The organism is Frankia sp. Hr75.2 (genome assembly GCF_949319125.1).
Taxonomy (GTDB): domain Bacteria; phylum Actinomycetota; class Actinomycetes; order Frankiales; family Frankiaceae; genus Parafrankia; species Parafrankia soli.
Window position 1 is genome coordinate 21795 of record NZ_CASGGV010000320.1, and the last position, 17462, is coordinate 39256.

14 protein-coding genes are annotated in these 17462 nt (G+C 72.3%); 5 read left to right on the top strand and 9 right to left on the bottom strand.

The window, feature by feature from the left end; genetic code table 11:
* Positions 1-9 precede the first annotated feature (9 nt).
* A complete protein-coding gene (locus AC559T_RS28900; RefSeq protein WP_498870731.1) occupies positions 10-1650 on the top strand; it encodes a PAS domain-containing protein in 1641 nt (546 codons plus the stop codon).
* Between the two features lie 76 nt (positions 1651-1726).
* On the opposite strand, the gene AC559T_RS28905 is transcribed toward AC559T_RS28900, so the two are convergent.
* The 6 genes from AC559T_RS28905 to AC559T_RS28930 form a co-directional block, all read right to left on the bottom strand.
* Entirely contained in the window at positions 1727-3334 is a 1608-nt protein-coding gene (locus tag AC559T_RS28905; RefSeq protein ID WP_498870732.1) for a helix-hairpin-helix domain-containing protein, read from the bottom strand.
* 446 nt (positions 3335-3780) lie between these two features.
* Complete coding sequence (locus AC559T_RS28910; RefSeq protein ID WP_020463276.1) at positions 3781-4272, bottom strand: DUF6912 family protein; 492 nt, start codon at positions 4270-4272, stop codon at positions 3781-3783.
* A gap of 23 nt (positions 4273-4295) precedes the next feature.
* On the bottom strand, positions 4296-5531 hold the full coding sequence (locus AC559T_RS28915; protein ID WP_498870733.1) for a patatin-like phospholipase family protein: 1236 nt from the start codon (positions 5529-5531) through the stop codon (positions 4296-4298).
* A 194-nt stretch (positions 5532-5725) separates the two neighbouring features.
* A complete protein-coding gene (locus AC559T_RS28920) occupies positions 5726-6223 on the bottom strand; it encodes a transcriptional regulator (RefSeq protein ID WP_020463278.1) in 498 nt (165 codons plus the stop codon).
* A gap of 612 nt (positions 6224-6835) precedes the next feature.
* Positions 6836-8158 carry a CpaE/TadZ family protein gene (locus AC559T_RS28925; protein ID WP_498870734.1) on the bottom strand — a complete coding sequence of 441 codons (1323 nt, stop codon included), beginning with the start codon at positions 8156-8158 and terminating at the stop codon, positions 6836-6838.
* Positions 8155-8931: an SAF domain-containing protein gene (locus tag AC559T_RS28930; protein WP_112108518.1), complete on the bottom strand. Its 777-nt coding sequence runs from the start codon at positions 8929-8931 to the stop codon at positions 8155-8157. Before AC559T_RS28930 ends, AC559T_RS28925 begins: the two co-directional genes overlap by 4 nt.
* Before the next feature lie 432 nt (positions 8932-9363).
* On the opposite strand from AC559T_RS28930, the gene AC559T_RS28935 reads away from it, so the two are divergent.
* Positions 9364-9600: a helix-turn-helix domain-containing protein gene (locus tag AC559T_RS28935; protein WP_020463281.1), complete on the top strand. Its 237-nt coding sequence runs from the start codon at positions 9364-9366 to the stop codon at positions 9598-9600.
* Between the two features lie 87 nt (positions 9601-9687).
* Here AC559T_RS28935 and AC559T_RS28940 read toward each other — a convergent pair whose 3' ends face one another.
* Entirely contained in the window at positions 9688-10257 is a 570-nt protein-coding gene (locus AC559T_RS28940; protein ID WP_112108538.1) for a hypothetical protein, read from the bottom strand.
* A 270-nt stretch (positions 10258-10527) separates the two neighbouring features.
* Between AC559T_RS28940 and AC559T_RS28945 the strand changes: the two genes are divergently transcribed.
* Both AC559T_RS28945 and AC559T_RS28950 read left to right on the top strand, forming a co-directional pair.
* Positions 10528-11706, top strand: a complete 1179-nt coding sequence (locus AC559T_RS28945) for a LysM peptidoglycan-binding domain-containing protein (protein WP_368953193.1) — start codon at positions 10528-10530, stop codon at positions 11704-11706.
* 80 nt (positions 11707-11786) lie between these two features.
* Complete coding sequence (locus AC559T_RS28950) at positions 11787-12536, top strand: Rv3235 family protein (protein ID WP_112108516.1); 750 nt, start codon at positions 11787-11789, stop codon at positions 12534-12536.
* Between the two features lie 119 nt (positions 12537-12655).
* Here the strand turns inward: AC559T_RS28950 and secA are convergent, their stop codons facing one another.
* Positions 12656-15637, bottom strand: coding sequence for a preprotein translocase subunit SecA (secA, locus tag AC559T_RS28955; protein WP_498870735.1), 2982 nt, complete (start codon positions 15635-15637; stop codon positions 12656-12658).
* A 320-nt stretch (positions 15638-15957) separates the two neighbouring features.
* Here secA and AC559T_RS28960 point away from each other — a divergent pair, with 320 nt between their 5' ends.
* A complete protein-coding gene (locus AC559T_RS28960) occupies positions 15958-16608 on the top strand; it encodes a GNAT family N-acetyltransferase (RefSeq protein ID WP_235014714.1) in 651 nt (216 codons plus the stop codon).
* Positions 16609-16698: 90 nt separating this feature from the next.
* Here the strand turns inward: AC559T_RS28960 and AC559T_RS28965 are convergent, their stop codons facing one another.
* Positions 16699-17412 (bottom strand): response regulator, encoded by a 714-nt coding sequence (locus AC559T_RS28965; protein WP_018505454.1) that lies wholly within the window; start codon positions 17410-17412, stop codon positions 16699-16701.
* Positions 17413-17462: the final 50 nt, after the last annotated feature.

The window sequence follows — 17462 nt, forward strand, 5'->3', positions numbered from 1 at the left end:
GGACCTGCGATGAACGCCGACCACGACGCGAACCCCGCCGATATGTTCGCAACCGCATGGGACGTCTTCCGGCGAATTGTCGACAACTGCCCGGTCGGGATATTCACCGCAGATGTCTCAGGCCGGCACGTCTTTGTGAACCGGCAGTGGTCCGTGCTGACCGGAGTTTCCCGGGACAAGGCGGTCGGGCGAGGCTGGGAACGAGCCGTGCATCCGGAGGACGTCCGGGCCGTCACCAGCCAGTGGCGCCAGCTGGTCACTGAGGGTGACGAGTTGACGGTTCAGATCCGGCTGCTCCGTCCGGACGGATCCGCCCGGACGGCGATACTGCGCGCTGCGGCCGTCGTCGGTGAGAACGGCCACCGCCGCTTCGCCGGAACCCTCACAGCCGTGCCGGACGGCAGCGCCTCCGCTCCCACGGGTATCCCCGCCGACGGTCTGGACGCGGTGGCGTTCGAACGGGGATCCGGGTCGGCGCTCGGCGAGCAGGGCTCCGCGGCGCCGGAGACCGCCGGGATCGACTCGCCGATCGGTGACGACCTCGACGACCTCGGCAGTCTGTGCTCGGAAACCATCGAGCTGCTACGTGACGAACTCGAGCGCTTCGACGTGGTCACCGACGATCTCTGGTACCCATCCGACGGCGTCAGCGACCACGACAGACCGGGCTGGGCGGTGCCCGCACCCCGCCGCCCGCTGTCCGCCGAGTTCGATCCGCCGTTCGTGGACCCGCCGTTCGATCGGCCCTTCCCGGAGCCACCGTTCAAGGACCCGTTCAAAGAGCCGCCGTTCGCGGAGCCGCCGTTCACCGGGCAGCTGCCCGGCCCGGCGCGGGCCCGGTCGACCGGGCCGGGCTCCACCGGTCCGGTGGTGAACGGCGGACGGGACGGCGCCGACCCCGCAGGTGCCGACCCCTCTCGTGCTGACTCGGCCGGCGCTGACGGACAGGGCTTTCCCTCGTACGTTCCCCGTTCGGGGTCGGCCCGGGGCGGCGCCCTGCCGCCCGGAGCCGAATGGCGGGCGGCGGTCAGCCCGCACGGAGCACTGCCGGGGCCACCACCTCCGGTGCCGGGCCGCGCGCCGGAGGCTGGCGGCCGGCCGCCGGGGGCCTTCTGGCGCCCGGTACCCCCGCAGCGGTCGGAGCCCCTGATCACGGGGCCACCCGGAGCCCACCATGCCAGCGGCGACGGTGCGTGCGGGTGCGTGCTCTCCGAGGTCCGGCGGCTCTCCGACGCCTGTCATGAGCGCGAGCGCTGGCTGACCACACTGCTGGCCGAGCTGCCCTCGGCAGTCCTCGTCGCGGACGCGGACGCCCAGGTGGTGGCCGTGAACCAGGCGTACTGCGACCTGTTCGAACTGGCCGAGTCGCCGGTGGACCTGGTCGGCACGGACTGCCGGACGCAGATGCGCCCGATACCGGGCCTGGTGGAGGACCCCGCAGGCTTCGCCAGCCGGCTGGACACCCTCCTGCGTCGGCGCCGTACGACCCGCCGCGAGGCCGTCATGTTCGCCGACGGCAGGGTGTTCGAACGCAGCCACATCCCGCTCGCGGGACCGAACGGCTACCACGGCCACCTGTGGCTGTACGTCGACGTGACCGATCGGCGCATCGTCGAGGCCGAGATCGAGGGTCTCATCTCGGGGCTCTGACCAGCCGCCAACTGACGGGACGAGTGGGCTCGGGCGTCGGGGCCCACTCGTCCGGTGCGTCGGTGCGAACGGCGCCTCAGGCCAGGCCGCTGTGGTGCCGGGCCTGAAGGTCACGCGCCTGACCGATCCAGTCGTCGGTGACGATCCGATCGCCGAACCCGTCCAGCTTCTTCGCCAGCCGGTCGACGTCGGTGTCGCCCATCGTGGCCAGCTGGCGGAACGTCGTGATGCCCAGGACCCGCAGCCGCGACTCGGTCACCGGCCCGACCCCGACGATCTCCTTGAGGTTGTCGGTGGACAGCACGGGCTCGGCCGGGCCTCCCCACGACGCCCCGGAGAGGTGGAACCGGCCCGCCGACTCGGGACCCGCGTTCCATCCGCCGGCGAGCGTGCCCACCGCCGGGCGCCCGGTGGCGCCCGCGGAGGCCGCGGCGCCGACCAGCGCCGCGCCGATCAGTTCGAGGTCGTCGTCACGGGACCCCGGGATGACATGGACGAACGGGCCGGCCTCGAAGGCTCCGGGCCCCGTGGAGGTCAGGTGCTCCGCCTCGATCGACTCCCTGGCCCAGGTGAGCTCGACCGAGGATGATGCCGGCTCCTCCTCGGTCGGCTCCACCTCAACCGGCTCGACCTCGACCGGCTCCTGCTCGGTCAGTTCCTGCTCGGCCGGCGCCTCGTGCACCGCGTAGACCTCCTTCGGCTCGTCCGCGACCTGGTCCGTCTCGCTCTCGGCCTGAACGGGCTCGACCGTTGCGATGGCCTCGGGCTCATCAACGGATACCGGGGGGAGCGATGCCGCCGGCCGAGTCTCCTCGGCCTCGGCGATCCGGGCGAGGAGCTTGATCCGCTCTGCCGCCCACTCGGCCTGGTGCCGGTCGAGGCGGGTGCTCATCGTCGCGACCTGCCGCTGCGCCGCCTCCGCGTCGGTGCGGACCATGGCGAGCCGGGAGGAGAACCGGGCCGCGCGCGACTCCGCCTCCTCCAGTTGCTCACGCAGCCTGACCGTCTCCCGGGCAAGGTCGGCGACAGTTGTGACATCACCGTGGTCGGCGAGTGCGGCTGCGTCCGGGGTGACGGGGGCGTCCTCCGGCTGGGCGACGCCGGCGGTGCCCGCGTCGACGGCCGGTGCCGCGTGCAGCGCCGCTTCGATCTCACCGATCCGCGCCTGCGCGATCGCGACCTGGTACTCGGCCGCCGCGACTCGCTGCTCGGACTCGATGGCCTGCTGTTCCGCGGCGGCGAGCCGGGCCGTCAGGCTCGCCTTCTCCGCGGCCCACCGCTCCTCCTGGTCACCCAGGCGCGCCATCAGGTCGGCGAGATCCGCTTGTTCGACCCTGGGCGCCAGCGGCGGCCAGGTGTCGTCGTCGAGAGGCTGCCCGAACCCGGCATTCGTCTCGGTCACAGGGTCGGCTGCAACGAGGTCGGGGTGGCGCGCGCCCCGGTCGCTGTCGACGCCGGGATCACGCGCGGGCGCGCCGCCGGATCGACCGGGGGTGGAGGCCGAGGTGGCGCCCCCTCCTGCCGACTCGCCCCGAGCGGCCCGCGCCCTGGCCGCCCTGGCCGCACGGGCCTGCGCGGCCTGCTGGCGCCGAACCGGCGCGGCGAGGAAGACCCAGGCGAGCGCCGCACCGACGATCATCGCCAGCAGCACGAATACCAGAATCTGCCCAGCGAGATAGAGCACGGTTCACCAGCCTCCTACGTCACGCCACAGATGCACCGAGATCAAGGAACGCACGACGGAACGCCCACGTCGACCCCGGGGAAGCCGCGGAACACGCGACGGACCAGCCGAAACCGGACCATGCACACGCTCCGCAAGACGAGCTATTGGGTGAGCAACCAGCTCAGCAACAACACTATTCGGTGCGTTGATCGATGCCCGCCGCGGGGAGTCATGAGCAACGTGAGGACGACAAGTCACCTCAGACCCGCCGCCTCGTCACCCACTTACGACAACGCCCGACCAACAGATCTCGTCAACTCATCTTCTCTACATCAATCCAACGACAAACATCGCCTCTTGGTTGTTGCCCGATTGTCATCACGCCGACTCCGGCTCGTCCCGCAACGACGTCCTGCGTGGGTGTCAGGCGTGGGTGTTGGGTGTACGCGGGCCCGCGGGCCCGGTCAGAGCAGGTCCGGCAGCTCCTGCGTCGCGAACCAGAGGAGCTCGAACCCCTCCGCGCCGTCGACGACGAAGGCCGCGTCGTCGCTGCCGAGGTCGGCCTCCAGCACGGCCGCGACGGCGGCCCGCACCGCGGCCTGGGCCTCGGCGTCCGACGGGTCGTCGGAGTGAACGGCCCGGACGGCGGCCAGCGGCACCGACTCGAGGACCTCGACCGCGCCTCGATCCAGGTCGTCGCGAACGCGCACCAGCCGCTCGTCGACGTCCGCGGCGAAGACGAAACGCCGCGGCGGCGACTCGGGGTCGGCGTCGAGCAGCCGCAGGCTCGCCCGGGCCGCGTCCTGCAGCGCCGCGAACTCCATCTCCTCGACGTCGGACTGGCTGTACCACTCCCGCACGGCGGGAGTGACCGCGAACGCCATGCCGGGTGGCACCTTCCGCTCGTGCAGCACCGCGCGGGCGGCCGTCAGCGTTGAGGGAAGGTAGACACGCATGTGCCCAGTGTGGCAACCCGCTGTCAGCCGACCAGACCGAGGTCCGCCTTCTGGTCCGCGGCGGTGGTCGCCGCCGCGCGGCCAAGTGCCTCCCGGCCACCGGCGCGACGTCCCGGACCGCTCGCGGTGGCACCGGAGTCACCCGGGCCAGCCGTTGTTCCCGCCGTCGCTGTTCCCGCCGCCCGCGTGGCGCGGATGGGACGGGTGGGGCGCGTGTCGGCGCCGAGCGCGGTTCGCAGGGCGGCGGCCGAGGTTCGCAGCGAGGTCTCGAACACCTCCGCGCGGCGTGTCAGGTCCATGACGTTCCCGCCGATCACTTCTAGATCCTCCGGACCCGGGCACAGCGCTGTCACCCGGGTGCCGGCAGCCTCCAGCAGCTCGATCTCGCGGGCCAGCCGTCGCGTCGCGGCCCGGCGCACCTGCCGCTCCACCCGGGCGATGGCGCCACGCGGGCGGTCACTGTCGAAGGAGCAGGCCGGCGCGAGCACGAGCACCTCGTCCAGTTCCTCCTCGACCAGCAGGTCCAGGGACGCCGGTGATCTGGTGCCGCCGTCCACGAAGCGCCGGCCGGCGATCTTGACCGGCGCGTACCAGCCGGGGATGGCGCACGAGGCCATCACCGAGTCGGGCAGGGCCGCCCGCGGCGCGTCCGGGGAACCGAAGAGCACCCTGCCGCCCGAGTCGAAGTCCATCGCGACGACGCGCAGCCGGGGGGACCGCGGCCAGCCGTTCGCCGCCAACGAGACGGGCTGACGTCCCCGGCCCGCGCCGGGGGGCACCGCAGCCGAGCGCTTGGCGGCCAGCGCGTCCAGCGGATGCTCGATCCGGGCGGCCGTCTCGGTCACGAGATCACCGATCGCGGCGATCTGGCCACGGCCCTGCGGGAGCAGCGCCGCCAGCGCGACCATCGGCGTCGCTTGCCGGGGATGCAGAGCGGTCGTGGTCAGCAGCCGCGGCGAGCCCATCCGCATCCGCGGCCTGGGCGGCAGGGACGCTCCGAGATCGCGGTAGTCCAGCACGGGGGAGCCCGGCTCGAAGATCCCACGCTCGGAATTGACCATCACGTCCGCGCCGACCCCCAGGCCGAGCAGCGCCGCGATGACCGATCCGGCGGATGTCCCGAGTACCAGGTCGTGATCCCGGACGTCGATGGCCTGTTCGGACTCGACGGCCCACAGTGCGCCGATCATCCAGGCTGAGCCGAGCACTCCGCCGGCGCCAAGCACCAGCCCCCTGCGCGAAGCCCGCTTCCTCGGCATTGCGTCACCTCCCGACGCGGTGCACCCGGCCACGCACACGGGTCGTGGTGCGCGTACGACACCGATGTCGCCGCTCCCGCGCGCGGGCCGTCCGCGCCCCATCAGGTACAACCGGGCCGGCCCGGCAGTTGTGCCGGCCCGCAGCCCGCCCCGGCCCGCGTCGACGCGGGGTGCCGTGGCCGGCGCCGCGATGCCTACTCCGGCGGCTCGCTCTCCTCGGGGAAGCTGGTCTCGAGCACTCCCCAGGCCCGCAGCCGCTCGGCGAACTCCTGTGGCGTCGTGTCGTGCAGCAGGGCCAGGGCCCGGACGTCGCCGTCTCGGATCGACAGCACATGCCCGGCGTAGTCGTCGCGCTGGCGCTGAATCTGCGCGACCCATCTGCGTACCAGTGCGGACGAATCGGGCGGCGCCTCGGCGAGCTTCTCCAGATTCAGCACGGTACGGGGCCTGCGTTCCCGCGGCGGCAGCTGATCCTCATTTGGTAGGAGCGCTGACACCGGAACACCGTAGAAACCGGCGAGCTCCGACAACTGATGAACGCTGATCATTCTGTCGCCGCGCTCGTAGGAGCCGACCGCGGCGGTCTTCCACCGACCGCGCGACTTCTGTTCGACGCCCTGCAGCGACAACCCCTGCTGGATCCGGATTGCCCGCAGGCGACCACCCACGGCCTTCGCGTACTCCCGGCTCACCCGACACACCCCCAGCCGTCTCGAACGAGCATCGACGTGCCCCCGTCACCACGCTGAGCTGGGTGGCGACGTTACACGCACACACTAACTTAACGTCCCCGAAAGCAACGGTTCACCATCCGACAGGTCATTGATGCGGATCGCGGCGAGTCCGCCACTCAGGCTGGATACGATTTGCACGATTTGCAGCAGGTCGCTCACCGCTGGACGTGGTTCCCAACCCCCTTATCACCCAATGCCAGGGCTTCGCCACTACTCGCGGGGAACCGTTCGACAATTCGATGCCCCCGAATCGCTCCCCGTAACCGCAGCGGGCGCAGACCGCCGCCGCCGAGGGCCACCGAATGTCACAGCAGCCATAGCTGGACGGACGAAATCCCCCGGACTGGGCCAAATGTCACCTGAGAGATTCGTGATGCCAGTTAGGCACACTCCGGAGGAACGACTTCCGGAGACCGCCCACGGCCGGCGCGTCGGGGCGTGTCGGGACGACACGCGAGGAGCCGGGCGGGGCCGAGTGGGCCGGACCTGAGGCGCGCCGGGCTGGGGCGCACCGGCTTGGGGCGCGCCGGCTTGGGGCACACCGGTTTGGGGCACACCAGGCTGGAGCGGTCAGCGCTGAGCGCGGCGCAGCGCGGAGCGCCGGCGCCGCCCCGAACCGGACACCCCCGCCAGGAGCGCGGCCAGATCCCGCACCGCAAGCCGGGCCGGCGATGCCGGGGCGATGTCGCGCAGGAGCTGACCGGACGCGGCTGCCGCGTCCAGGCCCGCCAGATCGTAGGGGACGAGCGCCACCGGCTCGCGGCCGGTGTGCCGGGCCATCGCCCGCGACACCTCACGACGCGGGTCACCGCCCACCACCGAGCCCCGCAGCTTGTTGACCACGATCAGCGGATCGACGTGCGGAACCACCTCCCGCAGCTCCGACAGCCCACGGACGAAGCGAACCAGCCCGACCGGCTCCGCGGACGCGACGGCGAGCACCGAGTCGGCCGCGCCGAGCACGGCCAGTGTGGCGCCGTTGCGCCGCGGCGCGGCCGTGTCGAACGACAGCTCCTCGTCCGTCTCCAGGCAGAAGCCGCAGTCGATGATCACGAACGACGCGAGCCGGCGCGACAGCGCCAGCACCGTCTCGATGGAGGCGGGACGCAGCTCCGGCCAGCGGGACGGCCGCGAGATACCCGGCAGCACCCGCAGACCGCCGCCGAGATCCCGACACAGCACCGCCAGGCGAGGGACGTCCAGCAGGCCCTGGTTCGCCGAGCGCGCGGCTGCCGCGAGGCCCGGCGCCTCCTCGAGCAGCCCGACGTGCTGGCCGACCGAACCGCCGTACGAATCCGCGTCGATGAGCAGGGTCGGGGTGCCGAGAGCGGCGAGCTCGGCGGCCAGGCCCAGCGCGATCGTCGTGCGCCCCGGCGAGCCCACCGGCCCCCAGACCGCGAGCACCCGGCCCTCACCGGGCTCGCCGGCCTCGGTCTGGTCGGCCGCCGGCACCGCCGGGGCGAGTGGGTCGAAACCCATCAGCGGCTCGCTGAACGCCGCGGGCAGCGCGGGCGGACCGGCGAGGTCGGCCAGCGCGCGCGACGCCTCCACGACCGCACCCGCCACCGCCTCCGCGGTCGCGTCCGCCGGGATCACCGCGACGACGCCGAGCTGGCGCAGCCGGCGGTCGGCGTCCTCGTCCCCCGGCGCGATCAGGCCCACGACGGCCACACCGGACGCCGCCAGCCGCACCAGGGCGTCCCTGTCGAGGCGGCGCAGATCGGCCGACAGCAGGGCGGCCCGGGCGGCCCCGGTCGTCGCGGCGGCAAGCAGATCGGGCAGGTCGACACACCGGCGGACGACCGTCACACCGAGATCACGACGGTCGAACGCCGAGACGAGGCCGGCCTCGACCACCGAGTCGGTGACGGCGGTCAGGATCGGCAGGCTCACCGACCGTACCCCGGAGCGGAGGACGGGCCGCCCGATCCGACCTCGCCGCGGGCGTCCCGCTCCAGCTTCACGACGTCGACCCGCTCGCTCTGCGACGCCGCCACCGCCCGGATGGCGTCATCCACCGGAACCCGCAGGGACAGCGACCGGTCGCCGCTGTTGAGCCTGTCCTGCGCGACGAACTCGACGTCGTGCAGCACCTGGATCTCGACGCCCGCGCCGGCCACGGCCTGCCCCTCCTGCGCGGGCTGCGCCGGGTCGCCGCCTGTCTCGGGCGGCGCGGCGGCTCCCGGCTGGTACACGAAGACGTCCACGTGATCGCCGGGGGACAGGTCGGGGACCCGCCCGGCCTTGACGATCACCGGGACGAGCCTGGTCGCGGCGGCGCCCTCGCCGGCGAAGTCGGCGCCGCTCAGGAGCTCGCCCGAGCTGACCGGACGGGCCAGGGTGGCGCCCAGGAGTTCGCTGCGACGGTCACCGGGGTAGTAGCGGTCCGACGTCGCGCCGTCCAGGTGGGCGGTGGCCGTGGTCAGGTCGCCGTCGACGACGATGTGGCCGGCCGGCAGGTCGGCGGCGGCGACCACCCACTGCCTGGTCCGGTCCGCGGTCGCGAACAGGCGCGCGCCGGCGACGACGGACACCAGCACCAGCAGGACGCCGATCAGCAGCCGCGAGTCGCGCCAGCGGCGGCGCCCGAGCCTGCGCGCCGGGGGTGACGGCGGCACCGGCGGGGTCGGCTCCGGTCGCGCCGGCGCGACGGTCAGCTCGGTCACCGGGCCCTCCTCACTCCTCGCCCGCGGCGATCTTCACCAACGGTCGTCCTCACCGGCGGCGGCATGTGCCGTGCCGGCGACGTCCTATGACGGCCACCGAAGAACACACCCCGGTCGCAGAGCGTACGTGGCCGACGATCCCGAACCCAGTCGAAACGGTGATACAGCATCAAGCCGTCACCGTCGCCGCGTTACGACCTTTCCCCACATAGGACGCCTGGCTGGGCCCCGGCGATGCGCGGCGGCGGCGACGGGCATAAGGAGGTCGCCCGCCGGCCGCGCGTCTGGGCCTGGCGGCCGGTACCGGTTGCCGGTCCCACCGATCGGTATCGCGAGCAGTTATCCACAAGCCGAGGCATTCGAACGCGATGCGAGGCGGGAAGTCTGATACACAGGTAAGACGCGCCGACCGTCACCGGAGAGGAGGCGTTGATGAACGACCGCTTCCTTCAGCTCAGCGACGTGGCAGAGATCCTCAACATCTCTGCCAGCCAGACGTACGCTCTCGTTCGCTCCGGTGAGCTGCCCGCCATCAAGATCGGCGGGCGGGGCCAGTGGCGGGTCGAGCGCAGCGAGCTCGAGGCCTACATCCAACGCGCGTACGAGCAGACCCGCGCCTTCGTGGCCGCCAACCCGATGAGCCGCAACGAGACCCTGCCCGAGGACTGACCCACCCCGAACACCCGTACCCGGGCCGGGCGTCTGGACGTCCGGCCGTCGGTCGCCGGGGTTTCAGCCGCGCCGGTCGCCGTGGGCTCAGCCGCGCCGGATGAACGCGAGGCCCTCGAGGGGCACCGTCCAGCCGGAGCGCACCTCGCCGCGGCGGGCGAACTCGCCCAGCGGATGTTCGGCGAGCTCGACGAAGTCCGCGCCAACGCGCAGCAGCGTCCCGGTCAGCTGCCCGCCTCCGAGCAGGGCGACCGCGCAGGCCGCCCGGTCGCGCACCAGGCCGCGCAGCACGTGGCGCAGGTCGAGCCGGGCCGCGAGACGGCCCTCGTGCCCAGGCTGCGCCGACACCGTCGGCAGGCCGCGCACCGCGAGCAGCGACGATCTCGGCACCAGCACCTCCGCCGGGCCGGACTCGGACAGCAGGAGCCAGTCGACCCCGAGCGCGGTGAGCCGCCCGGTGACGGCTGCGGGGCCGGCCGTCGGCCCGCCCCGCAGCAGGCATCTCACCTCGGCGCCCACCGCCGGTCGCAACCGGTCGAGCAGCCGGAGGTAACCGGCCTCCCGCCGCGTCCGGTCAGCGATCTCCGCTTCGAGCTCGGCCGCCTCGACGGCCTCCCACTGCAGCTCAAGATCGGCGAACAGGTCCTCCCAGCGCATCGCGGCGCCAACCTCCATTTCTACAGGTCAACCGTCACGACCCCGATCAGACGAAGCAGGACGGATTGACATACGCCTTTCGGCGGGTTACACAAGCAAACGTAACCAAACGGCCTCTGCCGTAGTTCGGCTCCCTGACCCCGAGCCAATCCGGAGGCCGACATGGCTACCGATAGCAGCCATGCCGGCCATGAGCGATGTACCCCGACACAGCCGGTACATCGCCCATGGCCGGCACCGCTCCCATACCCGGACGGACGGTCACCAAAGATGATCTCAGGGGCGCGGCGGGACGCGGCCGCCAGGGTGGGCAGCGCCGTGCTCGCCCTCGGTGTCGCGGCGGTGCTGATCCTGCTGGGCCCGCGGCTGGCGGACCTGCCGTCGAGCCCCGGCGACATCCCCACGTGGTTCGCCGACGAGCCGGAGCTGGCGTTCGCCAACTGCCTCGGCATCATCGCCTGGATCTGCCTGCTGTGGCTGTGCGCCGGAGTGGTGCTCGGCGTCCTGGCCGCGCTGCCGGGCGCGGCCGGCCGGGTGTTCGCCGCGCTCGCCCGCCGGGTCCTGCCCAGCGCGGTGCGCCGGATCGTCGAAATCGGCCTCGGGGTGACCCTCGTGGCCGCGAGCGTCAGCCCCGTTCTCGGCGCCAGCCCGGCTTCGGCCGCCACCGGCCCGCCCGCCGCCACGGCGTCGGCGAGCGTGTCAGCGGACGCTTCGGCGGGCGCCCCGGCTATCGGGCCGACGGGCGGGCTGGCCGCGTCCCAGCGCGGCTGGCCCTACCTGGGCCACCCCGACGCGGCGTCCGGCGCCGGGCGTGGCCTGCCGGACGACGTCCAGGTCGTGCCGATGACCCCGGTCAGCGCGGCCGATCCACCCACCCGTGCGCAGCAGCCGCCGGATCCCGCCACGGCCGCCCCTGACCCCGGCGCCGCGCCCACGGACCGATCGGCCACGGCGACCGCGCGCGGATGGCCCTTCCTCGGCCATCCCGACCGGGCCGAGCACACCGATCAGCCGGGCCAGGCCGGCCAGCCGTCCAGCGCCAGCACGCCACGGCCCACAAACCCGACCCCAGGTGCACCGGCCCCCAGTGCGCCGAGCACCACCGCTCCGACGCCCGCCGCCGCAGCGCCCAGTGCTTCCGCGCCTTCCGGCAACGGCGGGGGTGATCCCCTCGTGCCCTCCGCGCCGCTCGGCACGGGCACGCCGGGCACGGCGCCCGGCGCATCCCCGGGCACTCCCCCGACGAATCCGGGCGCGGCCGCGGAGGTCGTCGTGCTGCGCGGAGACAGCCTGTGGACGATCGTCGCCCGTCACCTCGGGCCTACCGCCACGACCGATCAGATCGCGGCCGAGTGGCCGCGCTGGTGGTCGGCGAACGCCGACGTGATCGGGCCCGACCCGGATCTTCTTCTTCCCGGCCAGCGGCTCCTGCCGCCGCCCAGTCCCTGACCCCGGCTACAGCCACCTGCCCGGCCCAGGTCCCTCGGTGCCTGGGCGATGACGCCCCACCATCCCCCGAAAGGTCCGCCGTGACCGCGACGACCGCCCTGACCCTGCCCCGTCGCCTGCGTCCCCATGTCGCCACAACGCCCCGGTTGATGCCCGTGCGTCCCATCGACCCGCCCTACGACGACGAAACCGTCTCACCCGAGCAGACCGCGCCGGCCGGGCGAGCCCCGGGAACCGACCGGTCCGCGGGTGCCCGGTATTCACGAGTAGCGGCGCCGACCACCACGCCAAACGCCCCGTCGACCGCCATGGGCGCGCCGGTCAGGACGGTGTCCCGCGCCGAACGCGGCGCCGCCCGCCACCTTCTGCCGGACCAACGGACCCTCCCGTGGCCGCGGCCCGCCCGAACGACCCGCACGCCGGCGCGCCAGTCGGCGGACGGTGCTACCGCGGCAGACGGCGCCACCGCCGCCGCGGTGGCACCGCGGCTCGCGGCACGGGCACCGACGGGCCCGGGGACGTCACCGGACCCGCGCCGGACCGCGGCCGTCGTCGTACGAGTGATCGTCGAGGTGTTGTCCGGAGCCCGCCCGGCCGCGCATCTGGCCCCCTGGAGCACGGCCGCCCTGCAGAGCGACTTCCAGCGGACGGCCTCGTCCCTGGCCACCCGCCAGCCTTCTCAGGTGCGCAGCGTGCGGGTCAGCGAGCCGCTGCCCGGGGTCGCGGAGGTCAGCGCCGTGGTCAGCAGGGGTCCCAGGGTGCGGGCGCTCGCGCTGCGGATGGAGCACGCGGCCGGCCGCTGGCAGGTGACGACCCTCCAGCTCGGCTGATTCTCCAGCTCAGCCAACCGGCCAGCTCAGCCAACCGGCCAGCTCAGCCAACCGGCCAGAGGCGGGGCGGAGAGCTCCGGCGACGCACCCGCCCCACCTCTGGCTTTCCGGTGGTTCCGTCAGTCGTTGCGGCGGGCCGGATCGCCGTGGCAGCGCTTGTACTTCCGCCCCGAGCCGCAGGGGCAGGGCGCGTTGCGTGCCGGGCGGGCCGTTCCGCCCTCGCCAGCGCCGCGGGACACGCCGCCGCCGGCCGAGCGCGGCCCACCACCGCCGGCACGGGACAGCTCGGACCCGTTGTCGACGGTCGTCACCGTGGACGAGCCGCCGTCGACGGACGGCGCCGTGTAACGCAGTCCGCCGGTCGGGCGGTGCGGTTCGAGGCCCTTGACGAAGACGGGCGGCGGGGACGCCGGCACCGGGGCCGGCGGAGGCTCGGGAGCGGTCCGCGCGGGCTGCGCCGGTGCGGGCACGGCCGGGGTGACCGGCGGCACCGCGCCGACGGACACGGAGCCGCGCTCGGCCGGGGCGGCCGGCGTGGGCGTCGTGCCGGCCGGGGCCGCGGGCGCTCCTTCGGGCGCGGTGCCGCTCTGGTCGGTGTCCCGCCCCGCTACCTGCACCTCGACGTTGAACAGGAGGCGGACCGACTCCTCCTTGATGCCCTCCATCATCGTCTGGAACATGTCGAAGCCCTCGCGCTGGTACTCCACGACCGGGTCTCGCTGCCCCATCGCCCGCAGGCCGATGCCCTCCTGCAGGTAGTCCATCTCGTAGAGGTGCTCACGCCACTTGCGGTCGAGTACCGCGAGCACCACCCGGCGCTCCAGCTCACGCATGACGGCCTCGCCGTCCGGCTTGTCGCCGAGGTCGGCCTCACGCCGGTCGTAGGCGTCCTGCGCGTCCGCCTGAAGATCCTCGAGCAGAAGGTCGGAGGTCAGCCCCTCGCGGTCGTCGGTGCCCGGTGCGTCGACGCCGACCGGGTAGAGCAGGCCCAGGCCCGACCAGAGGGTTTCGAGGTCCCACTCCTCCGGGTACCCGTCGGCCGTCGCGCCGCGCACATAGCCCTCGACGGTGTCATCAACGAAGTGGCGAACCTGCTCGTGCAGGTCGGCGCCCTCCAGGACCTTGCGGCGCTCCTCGTAGATCACGGTGCGCTGCTTGTTCATGACTTCGTCGTACTTGAGGACGTTCTTGCGGATCTCGAAGTTCTGGCCCTCGACCTGGGTCTGCGCGGAACGGATCGCGCGAGTCACGATCTTGGACTCGATCGGGACGTCGTCCGGGATGTTGAGGCGGTCCATGATGCCCTCGACCGCCGCAGCGTTGAACAACCGCATGAGGTCGTCACCGAGGGAGAGGTAGAACCGGGACTCGCCGCGGTCGCCCTGACGGCCGGCACGGCCGCGCAGCTGGTTGTCGATCCGGCGGGACTCGTGCCGCTCGGTGCCGAGCACATAGAGGCCACCGGCGTTGACGACTTCCTCGTGCTCGGCCTTGACCGACGCACGGGCCTTCTCCAGCGCCTCGGGCCAGGCCGCCTCGTAGTCGTCCGGGGTGTCGATCGGAGACAGGCCGCGCTGGCGAAGCTCCGTCTGGGCGATGAACTCGGGGTTGCCGCCGAGCATGATGTCGGTGCCTCGGCCGGCCATGTTCGTCGCCACGGTGACCGCGCCGCGCCGGCCCGCCTCGCCGATGATCATCGCCTCGCGCTCGTGGTGTTTGGCGTTCAGCACCTCGTGCCGGACACCGCGCTTGGTGAGCTGCTTGGACAGGTACTCCGACTTCTCCACGCTGGTCGTGCCGACCAGGACGGGCTGACCGTTCTCGTGCCGCTCGGCGATGTCCTCCACGACCGCGTCGAACTTCGCGATCTCGGTCTTGTAGACGACGTCGGCCTGGTCCATGCGAGCCATCGGCTTGTTGGTCGGGATCGGCACCACGCCGAGGGCGTAGATCTGGTGGAACTCGGCGGCCTCCGTCATGGCCGTACCGGTCATTCCGGACAGCTTGTCGTAGAGCCGGAAGTAGTTCTGGAGAGTGATCGTCGCCAGGGTCTGGTTCTCCTGCTTGATCTCGACCTTCTCCTTGGCCTCGATCGCCTGGTGCATTCCCTCGCTGTAACGGCGGCCGTGCAGGACGCGACCGGTGAACTCGTCGACAATGAGGACCTCACCGTCGGTGACGATGTAGTCCTTGTCTCGCTTGTAGAGCTCCTTGGCCTTCAGCGCGTTGTTGAGGTAACCGACGAGGGGGGTGTTCACCGACTCGTACAGGTTCTCGATGCCGAGCTGGTCCTCGACCTTCTCCACGCCGACCTCGCTGATCGAGACCGTCCGCTTGCCCTCCTCGACCTCGTAGTCGACGTCCCGCTCGAGCAGGGGGGCGATCCGCGAGAACTCGGTGTACCAGCGGGTCGGGTTGTCGGCCGGGCCGCTGATGATCAGGGGCGTACGTGCCTCGTCGATGAGGATGGAGTCGACCTCGTCCACGACGGCGAAGTGATGGCCGCGCTGGACCAGTTCCTCGGCGCTCCAGGACATGTTGTCGCGCAGATAGTCGAACCCGAACTCGTTGTTCGTGCCGTAGGTGATGTCGCACCGGTACTGCTGGCGGCGCACCGACGGCGGCATCTGGGGATGGATGACACCGACCGTGAGGCCGAGGAAGCGGTGGACACGGCCCATGTTCTCGGCGTCGCGCTGGGCCAGGTAGTCGTTCACCGTGACGATGTGGACGCCGTTGCCGCTCAGGGCGTTCAGGTAGGACGGCAGCGTGGAGACCAGGGTCTTGCCCTCACCGGTCTTCATCTCGGCGATGTTGCCCAGGTGCAGCGCCGCGCCGCCCATGATCTGGACGTCGAAATGGCGCTGGCCGAGCGTGCGCCGCGCCGCCTCGCGCACCGTCGCGAACGCCTCGGGCAGCAACGAGTCGAGGGTTTCCTCTTCGCTGGCCAGGCGCTGGCGGAACTCGTCGGTCATCCCGCGCAGCTCGGCGTCGGTCAGACCGGTGAAGTCGTCCTCGATGAGGTTCACCTGCTCGGCGATCGCCTTGAGCTTGCGCAGAATCCGGCCCTCACCGGCACGCAAGATCTTGTCTAGAACCACGGCGAAACTCCTCCGGCAGGCATGTCGGCGAGGCTCACCGACAACCAAGATGCTAGCCCCTCGATCGCCACCCACGGCCCGTCCTCGGACCGGCGGCGGCGCGCCGGGATCGGGAGCCGCGCACCGCGCCCAGGTCGCCGCGGCGTCTCCCTCCCCCGCGAGTACACAACGACCGAGCGGCGGCGCCCGTGCCCGGCCTGGCAACGCGCGCCGTGGCCCCCGGCCATCGTCGGAAACGTCTCGCGCCCACCACCGAATCGGGTGGCGACGGCGGACCGCGAGCACGCCGCCGCGGCCCGGGGTGCTGGCATCGTGGCGGTATGCGTTCCGACACCGGATCCGGTCCCGGCCCCGTCCCCGGCCCCTGGCTGCCCCCCGCGCGCCGGCCTGGGCCGGGCGCAGAGCGCGCCGTCCAGCGGATTCCGCTCGAGCCCGTCGAGATCACCGCGGGTGCGCTGCACCTACGTCCCTGGAAGGCCTCGGACGTCGACGCCGTGTGCGGGGCCTGTCAGGATCCCGAGATTCCGCGATGGACGCGGGTACCCGTTCCCTACACGAGAGACCACGCGGAGGACTTCGTCTGCCGGCAGGCGCCGGAGGCGTGGGCGACGGCGACGGGCACGCCGCTGGCCGTCGTCGACGCCACCACCGAAGCGCTCCTGGCATCGGTGGCCCTGCAGGACCTGACCGACGAGGGGGACGCGGAGATCTCCTACTGGTGCGCCGCCGACGCCCGCGGCCAGGGCGTGGCCACCCGGGCGGCGGCGGCGCTGCTGCGTTGGGGGTTCGGCGCCCTTGGGCTGGAACGCGTCGAGTGGCGCGCGGCGGTCGGAAACCACGCCTCCCGCCGGGTGGCGGAGAAGCTCGGGTTCACCCTCGACGGCACGCTGCGCAGCGCGATCGTCCTGGGGGACGGCGTCCGCCACGACTGCTGGATCGGCACCCGGCTCGCCACGGACCCGCCCGTCTGACCGCCGCCCTGCGGCTCGCCAACGGACCCGGCTGACCGCCGCCGCGCGGCTCGGCGGACACCGACCGCGGGCCCGCCGGGCGCGAGGCCGTCAGGTGATCTCGAGCAACTTCTCCCGCACCGCGTACACCACCGCCTCCATCCGGGAGTGGAGCTGGAGCTTCTCCAGGATGTTCCGGATGTGGTTCTTCACCGTGTTCTCGCTGATGTAGAGCTGCTTGGCGATGTCCCGGTTGTTCAGCCCCTTGGCGACCAGGCGGAGGACCTCCATCTCCCGGTCGGTCAGCCGCGGTGTCGGGAGCTGCGGGCGGTCGTCCTTCGTCTTGATCATGGCCGCGAACTCGCTGAGCAGCTTGGAGGCCATGGACGGGCTGATGAGGCTCTGGCCGTTGTAGACCGCCCGAATGTCCGCGGCGACCTCGTCGATCGAGATCTCCTTGAGGAGGTAGCCCATGGCGCCGGCCTTGATGGCGTCAAAGAGGTCGGCTTCCTCGTCACTTATCGTGAGCATCACGATCTTCGCGCTGGGCACCTTCTCCTTGATGGCGCTCGTGGCGTCGATCCCACCGCGCCTGGGCATGCGGACATCCATCAGGACGATGTCCGGCGCCATCTCGGCGGCCATCGTGACCGCCTCCGCCCCGTCGGCGGCCTCACCGACGACCTCGATGTCGACCTCCTGCGCCAGGACCATCTCCAGGCCGCGCCGGAACAGGGCATGGTCGTCAACGATGAGCACCCGGATGGGATTCGCCTCCGATGGCGTACGCAGCGCCTCCTCGGAACGCTGCTCGTCCACCGTCATCTCCGACCTCCCCTGGAACCGCTCCCGCGGGGTTGTGGGCCCCCCCGGGC

Bases quoted from the DNA above. Each gene is read 5' to 3' on its own strand.
- AC559T_RS28965 (WP_018505454.1), bottom strand. From the start codon at position 17,412: ATGACGGTGGACGAGCAGCGTTCCGAGGAGGCGCTGCGTACGCCATCG.
- AC559T_RS28915 (WP_498870733.1), bottom strand. From the start codon at position 5,531: ATGCCGAGGAAGCGGGCTTCGCGCAGGGGGCTGGTGCTTGGCGCCGGC.
- AC559T_RS28940 (WP_112108538.1), bottom strand. From the start codon at position 10,257: ATGCGCTGGGAGGACCTGTTCGCCGATCTTGAGCTGCAGTGGGAGGCC.
- AC559T_RS28910 (WP_020463276.1), bottom strand. From the start codon at position 4,272: ATGCGTGTCTACCTTCCCTCAACGCTGACGGCCGCCCGCGCGGTGCTG.
- AC559T_RS28900 (WP_498870731.1), top strand. From the start codon at position 10: ATGAACGCCGACCACGACGCGAACCCCGCCGATATGTTCGCAACCGCA.
- AC559T_RS28960 (WP_235014714.1), top strand. From the start codon at position 15,958: ATGCGTTCCGACACCGGATCCGGTCCCGGCCCCGTCCCCGGCCCCTGG.
- AC559T_RS28935 (WP_020463281.1), top strand. From the start codon at position 9,364: ATGAACGACCGCTTCCTTCAGCTCAGCGACGTGGCAGAGATCCTCAAC.
- AC559T_RS28945 (WP_368953193.1), top strand. From the start codon at position 10,528: ATGATCTCAGGGGCGCGGCGGGACGCGGCCGCCAGGGTGGGCAGCGCC.